Raw genomic sequence first — 5,232 nt, forward strand, 5'->3', positions numbered from 1 at the left:
CGAAAGCCCGCGAGACTTTCGGGAAGATTGAAGGAATCGGAGATGTGCTTAGTGACGGCCCAAGAAAATTTCTTGGAAGTCAAATTAATCAAGAGGCGAGAGTCGCGACCAAGCTTGCTTGGGCATGACCGAGCCGAAGATTAAAGCGATACCTTTGGTATCGCCATTTACGAAAAACAGGACAGACTATTTTAAAAATCAATGAAGAGTTTGATCCTGGCTCAGAACGAACGCTGGTGGCGTGTCTTATACATGCAAGTCGAGCGAGGCAGCAATGCCGAGCGGCGAACGGGTGAGTAACGCGTAAGCAATCTGCCCCATATCAGGAAATACCCGTGCCAACGCGCGGTTAATGTCCAGGAGAGTGGCCCCCTGCATGGGGGGTTGACTAGAGATTTATCGGTATGGGATGAGCTTGCGTCCGATTAGCTAGTTGGCGGGGCAACGGCCCACCAAGGCGACGATCGGTAGCCGGCCTGAGAGGGTGATCGGCCACATTGGGACTGAGATACGGCCCAGACTCCTACGGGAGGCAGCAGTAGGGAATATTGCACAATGGGGGAAACCCTGATGCAGCAACGCCACGTGTGGGAAGAAGCATTTCGGTGTGTAAACCACTGTCATGAGGGAATAAGGCCTGTCTTCGGGCAGGATTGAATGTACCTTGAGAGGAAGCACCGGCAAACTTCGTGCCAGCAGCCGCGGTAATACGAGGGGTGCAAGCGTTGTTCGGAATTACTGGGCGTAAAGGGAGCGTAGGCGGATATTCAAGCGGATTGTACAATCCCGGGGCCCAACCCCGGCTCTGCAGTCCGAACTGGATATCTTGGATAGTTCAGGGGCAGGCGGAATTCCTGGTGTAGCGGTGGAATGCGTAGAGATCAGGAAGAACACCGATGGCGAAGGCAGCCTGCTGGGGACTTATCGACGCTGAGGCTCGAAAGTGCGGGTAGCAAACAGGATTAGATACCCTGGTAGTCCGCACCGTAAACAATGCATACTGGGTGTCCGGGGGTTCCCCCGGGTACCGTAGCCAACGCGTTAAGTATGCCGCCTGGGGAGTACGTACGCAAGTATGAAACTCAAAGGAATTGACGGGGGCCCGCACAAGCGGTGGAGCATGTGGTTTAATTCGAAGCAACGCGCAGAACCTTACCAGGGTTTGACATGGGAACGCCGCGGCGAGAGATCGCCGTTTTGCAGCAATGCAACGTTCCGCACAGGTGCTGCATGGCTGTCGTCAGCTCGTGTCGTGAGATGTTGGGTTAAGTCCCGCAACGAGCGCAACCCACGTTTCCAGTTGCCACCCGCAAGGGGGCCCTCTGGAGAGACTGCCGGGGACAACCCGGAGGAAGGTGTGGATGACGTCAAGTCCTCATGGCCCTTACATCCTGGGCTACACACGTGCTACAATGGTCGGTACAATGGGTCGCAACATCGCGAGATGGAGCCAATCCTCAAAGCCGTCCTCAGTTCGGATCGGAGTCTGCAACTCGACTCCGTGAAGCTGGAATCGCTAGTAATCGTGGGTCAGCACACCACGGTGAATACGTTCCCGGGCCTTGTACACACCGCCCGTCAAGCCATGGGAGAAGGGAGTGCTCTAAGTCGTGCAAGCGCCTAAAGCAAGACCTTTGACTGGGGCTAAGTCGTAACAAGGTAGCCGTACCGGAAGGTGCGGCTGGATTACCTCCTTTAAGGAGTAAATCGCGGAACTTAGGTTCCGACAGCCTGTTTTTCAAAGACAACAAGTCCGTCACCCAAGTACATCTCCGATTCTTTTAGAGCCCGGGTCTGTAGCTCAGCTGGTTAGAGCACCGCTCTGATAAGGCGGGGGTCAATGGTTCAAGTCCATTCAGGCCCACTTTCAGGGGTTATAGCTCAACTGGTAGAGCGCCAGCTTTGCAAGCTGGATGTTAGGAGTTCGAGTCTCCTTAGCTCCAGGAAGCACCGACCGGGTGCAGAAAACATCGTCCCAGCGAGGACATGTGAAAATTGAAATTTCGGCATGGAAACTAACAAAGCAATCAAGCATACAGAGTGACTTGAAGCACCAAGAAAAAACAGGTGGATTCGAGCTGCTCATGCGGCAGAACAGAGCTGAATCGCTGGAATTAGGATTTAAGCGAAGGAATGCACGCGGGGGATGCCTAGGCATCCGCCGGCGACGAAGGACGGGCCAAGCCCCGAAAGTCCCATGCGAGGCGCAAAGGGCCTTTGACCATGGGGGATCCGAATGGGGAAACCCACGCGCAAGCGTATCCTCAGGGTGAATACATAGCCCTGCGGAGGCAAACCCGGGGAACTGAAACATCTCAGTACCCGGAGGAAAAGAAATCAACCGAGATTCCCTTAGTAGTGGTGAGCGAAAGGGGAGGAGCCCAGACGGGTTGCGTACAGCGGACGGAAAGCGAAGCGGGATGGAAAGCCCCCCCACAGCAGGTGACAGGCCTGTAGCGATCCGGAAACTGACGTCCGTCGAAGAGTAGGGCGGGACACGTGAAATCCTGCCTGAATACGGGGGGACCACCCTCCAAGGCTAAATACGAGCGGATGACCGATAGTGCACAGTACCATGAGGGAAAGGTGAAAAGCACCCCGAGAGGGGAGTGAAATAGCGCCTGAAACCGCGTGCATACATTCTGTCGGAGGGAAGATTCATCTTCCTGACGGCGTGCCTTTTGTTTAATGAGCCAGCGAGTTGCTCGTGTACGGCAAGGTTAAGCGCCTCAGGCGCGGAGCCGAAGCGAAAGCGAGTCTCAACTGGGCGACCAGTCGTACACGGCAGACACGAAGCCTTAGTGATCTACCCATGGCCAGGTTGAAGCGGAAGTAACATTCCGTGGAGGACCGAACCGATATACATTGAAACGTGTTCGGACGAGCTGTGGGTAGGGGTGAAAGGCCAATCAAACTGGGCGATAGCTTGTTCTCTCCGAAACATATTTAGGTATGGCGTCACGTTAGCTTCACGGGGGTAGAGCACTGGCAGGACTAGGGGGCACACCCGCTTACCAAACCCTATCAAACTCCGAATACCGTGAACGTGTTGCGTGGCAGACAGCCTGCGAGTGATAAGATCCGTAGACGAAAGGGAAACAACCCTGACCACCGACTAAGCGTCCCCAAGTACGTGCCAAGTGGGAAAGGATGTGGAGCTGCACAGACAGCCAGGAGGTTAGCTTAGAAGCAGCTATCCTTTAAAGAAAGCGTAATAGCTCACTGGTCAAGCGGCTCCGCGCCAAAAATGATCGGGACTAAGCACGTCACCGAAGTCGTGGGCCCCAGCAATGGGGCGGTAGGAGAGCGTTCCGCAGGCCTGGGAAGGCGCGTGGCGATGCGCGCTGGAGGCACCGGAAACGAGAATGCTGGCATGAGTATGCGAAAATGCGGGTGAAAAACCCGCACACCGTAAGTCCAAGGGTTCCCGGGCAAGGATAATCCTCCCGGGGTCAGTCGGGATCTAAGACGAGGCCGAGAGGCGTAGCCGATGACAACCAGGTTAACATTCCTGGACCCTCCGATAAGCGTCACTACCGACGCGGCGACGCATGGGAATTCACGGGGCGGCCGATGGATGCCGCTGAAGGAGTGCGAGGCGCAGGGGCGGCAAATCCCCCCTGCACATGCCCCAGGCTCCGGACCCCCGGAAGGCTTCGGCCGGAAGGGGCGCCGCGATGGACCGTGCCAGGAAAACCCGCTAAGGGAGCGAACGGAGGCCCGTACCGTAAACCGACACAGGTGGACGAGGCGAATAGCCTAAGGTGCTCGAGACAACTCGGGAGAAGGAACTCGGCAAATTAACCCCGTAACTTCGGGATAAGGGGAGCCTCCGGTTGTGAGCGTGAACAGCGCGGAGCATCTGGAGGTCGCAGGGAAACGGCAGAAGCGACTGTTTACCAAAAACACAGGGCCATGCTAACACGCAAGTGGACGTATATGGTCTGACACGTGCCCGGTGCCGGAAGGTTAACAGGAGGGGTCAGCGCAAGCGAAGCCCTGAATCGAAGCCCCGGTAAACGGCGGCCGTAACTATAACGGTCCTAAGGTAGCGAAATTCCTTGTCGGGTAAGTTCCGACCTGCACGAATCGTGTAACGACTTCTGCACTGTCTCCTCCCGGGACTCGGCGAAATTGCAGTGCCGGTGAAGATGCCGGCAACCCGCACCTGGACGGAAAGACCCCATGAACCTTCACTGTATTTTGACATTGGTTTTAGGGCTGGCATGTGTAGGATAGGTGGGAGGCTATGAGCCGGCGACGCCAGTCGTCGGGGAGCCGTCCTTGAAATACCACCCTTGCCCGTTTTGAGATCTAACCTCGTCCCGTCATCCGGGACAGGGACCGTGTCTGATGGTCAGTTTGACTGGGGCGGTCGCCTCCCAAAAGGTAACGGAGGCATCCAAAGGTTCCCTCAGCGCGGTCGGCAATCGCGCGAAGAGCACAAAGGCATAAGGGAGCTTGACTGCGAGACGGACACGTCGAGCAGGTACGAAAGTAGGGCTTAGTGATCCCGCGGTACAGCGTGGAAAGGCCGTTGCTCAATGGATAAAAGGTACTCTGGGGATAACAGGCTGATCTCCCCCAAGCGTTCATAGCGACGGGGAGGTTTGGCACCTCGATGTCGGCTCGTCGCATCCTGGGGCTGGAGAAGGTCCCAAGGGTTTGGCTGTTCGCCAATTAAAGCGGCACGCGAGCTGGGTTCAAAACGTCGTGAGACAGTTTGGTCCCTATCCGGTGTGGGCGTTCGAGACTTGAGGGAAGCTGTCCTTAGTACGAGAGGACCGGGACGGACGGACCTCCGGTGTACCGGCTGTCGCGCCAGCGGCATTGCCGGGTAGCCATGTTCGGATTGGAGAAACGCTGAAGGCATCTAAGCGTGAAGCCATTCCCAAGATCAGGTCTCGCGGGGGCAACCCCCTGAAGGGCCGTCGGAGACTACGACGTCGATAGGCCGCAGGTGTAAGCGTGGCGACACGTTGAGCCGAGCGGTACTAATAGCCCGTGAGACGCTTTTCCTTTCTTTCAACGATTTGGTTCTACTGTCCCGCGTGGGCAGCCCGGACCCGCCTTGCTTCAGAGCTCTGGTGATTGCAGTAATAAGTTTGGTTCCATGCAAGATTTTGTTTCAGCGGTTATCGAGTGAGGGTCACACCCGTTCCCATCCCGAACACGGAAGTTAAGCCTCAGATCGCCGATGGTACCTGGCCCCCGGGCCCGGGAGAGTAGGTC

2 tRNA genes and 3 rRNA genes are annotated in these 5,232 nt (G+C 56.5%); all 5 read left to right on the forward strand.

The window, feature by feature from the left end:
• The first annotated feature begins 198 nt into the window (after positions 1–198).
• Positions 199–1,697, forward strand: a 16S ribosomal RNA gene (locus tag BUQ91_RS15350).
• Positions 1,698–1,790: 93 nt separating this feature from the next.
• Positions 1,791–1,864 (forward strand) — tRNA-Ile (locus BUQ91_RS15355).
• Positions 1,865–1,870: 6 nt separating this feature from the next.
• Positions 1,871–1,943 (forward strand) — tRNA-Ala (locus BUQ91_RS15360).
• Positions 1,944–2,117: 174 nt separating this feature from the next.
• Positions 2,118–5,021, forward strand: a 23S ribosomal RNA gene (locus tag BUQ91_RS15365).
• A gap of 106 nt (positions 5,022–5,127) precedes the next feature.
• Positions 5,128–5,232, forward strand: a 5S ribosomal RNA gene (gene rrf / locus BUQ91_RS15370); the annotation flags it as partial.

The organism is Fibrobacter sp. UWB11, from assembly GCF_900143015.1.
Lineage (GTDB): Bacteria > Fibrobacterota > Fibrobacteria > Fibrobacterales > Fibrobacteraceae > Fibrobacter.